Source organism: Methylobacterium nonmethylotrophicum (assembly GCF_004745635.1).
In the GTDB taxonomy this organism is placed as follows: domain Bacteria; phylum Pseudomonadota; class Alphaproteobacteria; order Rhizobiales; family Beijerinckiaceae; genus Methylobacterium; species Methylobacterium nonmethylotrophicum.
Genome location: NZ_SRLB01000079.1, coordinates 1 through 4103 on the forward strand (window position 1 = coordinate 1; position 4103 = coordinate 4103).

Below are 4103 nucleotides of genomic sequence, written 5' to 3' on the forward strand. Positions count from 1 at the left end.
TCCCGAACCTTGGCGAGATCCGTGGTCGGCACCGCGAGCTCTACCCAGACTGTGGAGAGGTCGGCGACTGTGTAGAGGTCGGCCGGGTCACCCTGACCGCCCACCGTCGTCCCGACGTCGACCTTGCGCTCAACGACGCGTCCAGTCAGCGGCGAGCGCAACTCGTATCGACGCAGGCTCGACTGGTTCGGGGTAGCCTCATCCCGCTTCTGCGCCGCCGCAACCTCATCCGCGTTGAGCCCCAGAGCGGAGAGCTTCTGCCGGGCTAGGTTCAGGCGCAGCTGCGTTTCGGAATAGGTAGCTCGTGCTTGAAGGAACGTGGCCTCGGCTGAGATCCGCTTATCCCAGAGCGCCTGCTGCCGGTCGTAGTTGGTCTTCTCCAACTCGGCGCGCACCGATGCCGTCAGATACTCACTCTTGGCATCTGCCACCTCGCGGCTGTCGAGGACGGCGACGACTTCGCCCTTCTTCACGGGATCGCCCAGACGCTTGAGCATCTCCGCTACGGTGCCGACGACCCGGGCGGGGACCCGCGCGACCCGGTCGATGTCCGGCGTGATTGTGCCGGGCGCCATCAGGTGCCGTGAGAGCACACCGCCCTCGACCGATGCGACCGCGATCTCCTGGTTGGTGATCTGCTCGGGCGACATCTTGATCTGCCCCTCGGCGGCATGGTCCTCCGCCTTCTCGCCGGCCGGCTTCTCGGCTTCGGCCTTCGGAGCCGCTGGGTTTTCCGGAACGGGCTCCGTCTTCATCAGGCCCGTCGCCGCCAAGGCTCCCTGGATGACCTGAGACACGCGCGGGACGGCACCGCCGATCGCGACACCCACTGCCAGAACAATCAGAATAAGAAACGCACGCATGACGTTGACCTAGCTCGGGCCTCTGGGAGTCGGCTGCGAAGACGTGCGGCCAAAGTCCCGAATCTCACATGACCCCAACGCTCAGCACCCGGAGAAGGCGCGAGCGACCACAATCCGCCTCAGCGACGGGACGAGTTAGGCCCTGGGTGGTCTGCGAAGCGGGGGGGCAGGGCGGGAGGCGACCGGCTCGACCTGGATCGAGTAAACGATCCGATCCGCGATCCGGGCCGGCTCGAACGCGACTGGTTCAGCCCGCATCACCTGATGACAGCCGCAGTGGGCGTGGAGCAGGATGCCTACGCCAGATGTGTCGTCCGAGCCTGGTTCGCCCGGAGCCAGCTGCGATGACAGCGGCAGCACGCCGTCGCTGTGCAGCGGGCTTGCCGATGCGGAAGAGCCGGAGGCGACGATGGACAACGCGAGCACAAGCGCGACAAGGCAAGCGAAGACGGCACGCCAAGGACGCGCCGGTCCACTCATCCATGAATGCCGCAATACGACCATCGCAGCCTCATCTACGATCGGCAGCACCCGGACACAAGGTTTGGTTCGCGGGAAGATCGAGATTTCTCAAAGTCGTGGCGTGACTTCAACACTCTGGCTCGAAGCGCGTTGGCCTTGCGGACACGGGCTGATCTCGCGAGCCGGCTGAGATCTGAGCCGCCGCAGGTCCATCCGCCTCGTCAGGATCAGCTTCGTCCCGCTCATCTCCGCTGCGGCGCGCAGCCCGCTTCAACGGCACAAGGTAGCGCAGCGTCAGGTAGGTGACGAGGCTCAGGATAGCCGCAATGTCGTAGAGCCCGTAGCCCACCGCCGCCCCGAGCGCGCCCGTGGCCCACAGGCTGGCGGCGGTCGCGGTGCCGGAGGCACGCCCGGCATGCTTCAGGATCGCCCCGCCGCCGATGAAGCCAACACCCGTAATCACACCTTCCAGGATGCGGGCCTGGCCCGTCGAGTCCGCACCGAGCACGCGGATCGCGACCAGCACGAAGCCGCAGGCGGCGACCGCGACGAGGGGAAAGGTGCGGATGCCGGCCGAGCGCTCCTCCTGCTCGCGGTCCCACCCGATCGGTGCCGCGAGGGCGTAGGCGATCGCGAGATCGATGAGGTGGGATGCCACCTCCCAGAGGCTGAAGGCCGTGAGCTTCATCGGCGTGACGGTTCTTTCTCGATAGCACTACGCGGTGCGCCCCATAGGCGCAGGCAGCCCTCAGCATGATCGCCGATGCGCGAGCCGGCGCGCCTCAAGTGGCGATCTCCTCGATCACCAGCATGCCGAGGAAACCTATGAAGAACATCGCGGTGGTCCAAGGTTGCTCGGGTACGGCATGCGCCTCCACGAGCAGTTCCTCGGTGACGAGATAGAGTAGCGCGACGAGCGCGAAGGCGAAGAAGCCGGCGAGATAGGGCCCGGGCAGCGCACCGACCGGCGTGCCCAGGAGCGCACCCACCGGCAGCAGGAGCGCGAGACCGGCCACGGTACCGACCACGCGTCCCGCAGAGCCGCTCGTTTGCTTCAGCTTGGAGGCGACCGCGATCCCGAGAAACAGTACCTCGAGCGTGAGTGCGCCCGTCAGCAGCAGGCCCTGCTTCGCCCCGGCCGCGAAGCCGATGCCGAGGACGAGTCCGTCGATCAGGATGTCGATCCCGACCGTCGCGATGAGCCCGGTCGACCCCTTCGCCTTCTCTCCCAGGCGCTTGACCAGGAGCATCAGGGCGACACCGAGGGCTCCGCCGACGATCACCGCGATCGGGGATTGCTGATGCTTGAGGTCGGGCAGGATCTCGCCCGCGACCGCGGCGAACAGGACGCCCGCGGCGAGATGCTGGACGGCGCTGGTGACCGCCGGGCCAGGCTGACGCACGGCGGCGACGGCGGCCCCTAGTACCGTCGCGAGGGCTGGGATGAGCGTGTAGGCCCAAGCTGACATCGAAGTTCCGTATTCCTGGATTGCGACGGGGACACACCATCGGCGGCGGAGGCCGAGCGGCTCAGGTCCCTCAGATGCGCAGAGCCTTTTCCTCGGTTCGAAGCGCCGCATCCTCAATCTGGATCGTGACGTGATCGACCTTGAACTCGTCCGCCAGGATCTGCCGTGCGTGGCGCAGCACGCGGGCGGCGTCACCCGCCCCAGGCACCACCAAGTGCCCGCTCATCGCGTCGAGACCCGAGGTGATGGTCCAGACGTGCAGGTCGTGCACGCCGGCCACGCCTGGGATCTCGGCCAAGCGGCGCTCCAGCAGCACGACGTCAACCTGGGGCGGGGTGCCCTCCAGCAGGATATGGGTGACCTGGCTGAGCAGACTCCAGGTGCGCGGCACGATAAACAGGCCGATGCCGGCTCCCACGATCGGGTCGGCCAGCCGCCAGCCCGTGACCATCACGATCACCGCCGCCACGATCACCCCGAGCGAGCCGAGCATGTCGGAGAGCACCTCGAAGTAGGCGCCCTTGACGTTCAGGCTCTCCGACGAGCCGCCGGACAGGAGGCGCATGCTGATCAGGTTCACGATCAGGCCGACGGCCGCCACCGCCAGCATCGGGCCGCCGATGACCTCGGGCGGGTCGACGAAGCGGCGGTAGGCCTCGTAGAGGATGTAGATCGTGAGGACGAGGAGCACGACGGCGTTGGCCAGCGCCGAGAGCACCTCCGCGCGCAGGTAGCCGTAGGTCCGCTGCGGCGTCGCGGGCCGCTCGCCGAAGCGGATCGCCAGGAGTGCCAGCGCAAGACCTCCTGCGTCGGTGAGCATGTGGGCGGCATCGGCCAGGAGCGCGAGGCTGCCGGTCAGCAAGCCGCCGACCACCTCGGCGGCCATGTAGGTCAGGGTCAGCCCGAGCGCCCAGACCAAGCGCCCGCGGTGCCGCCCCGCGGCCGAGCCGCCGAGGGTTGCTCCATGATCATGCCCTGCACCCATTCCGGTTCCTCTTTCCTGAGCGGACGATCACAGCGTCCCGGTGACGCGGGCGGCGGAGCAAAAAGATGCGTCGACACCCTGACGATCACGGCCTGATGGCTCGCCGCGGCGCCGGCATTCCTCGGGGCAGCGAACCGGCCCAACCGCCGCTCCTCCAGCGATGAGCCCGGACTGCGGGGCAGGGACGCACGCGCTCACGCCGCGGGCTCGAGAGCCTCGCTCGGCTGCGCCGTGTCGCCCCCGCCCTGCGTGCCGCCGGAACCGAAGAACCCGAGCAGGCGCAGCGCGTTCGCGGTGACGATCACGGTGGCCCCCGTATCGGCC

4 protein-coding genes are annotated in these 4103 nt (G+C 68.0%); all 4 read right to left on the bottom strand.

The genetic code is table 11. The features are described from left to right. On the bottom strand, positions 1-863 hold an 863-nt coding region (locus EU555_RS35725), incomplete at its 3' end, for an efflux RND transporter periplasmic adaptor subunit (protein WP_135420113.1). A 589-nt stretch (positions 864-1452) separates the two neighbouring features. Further along, positions 1453-2013 carry an MgtC/SapB family protein gene (locus tag EU555_RS35730; RefSeq protein ID WP_091889750.1) on the bottom strand — a complete coding sequence of 187 codons (561 nt, stop codon included), beginning with the start codon at positions 2011-2013 and terminating at the stop codon, positions 1453-1455. Between the two features lie 94 nt (positions 2014-2107). Further along, positions 2108-2794 carry a ZIP family metal transporter gene (locus EU555_RS35735; protein WP_091889752.1) on the bottom strand — a complete coding sequence of 229 codons (687 nt, stop codon included), beginning with the start codon at positions 2792-2794 and terminating at the stop codon, positions 2108-2110. 70 nt (positions 2795-2864) lie between these two features. Then, entirely contained in the window at positions 2865-3779 is a 915-nt protein-coding gene (locus tag EU555_RS35740; RefSeq protein WP_135420115.1) for a cation diffusion facilitator family transporter, read from the bottom strand. Positions 3780-4103: the final 324 nt, after the last annotated feature.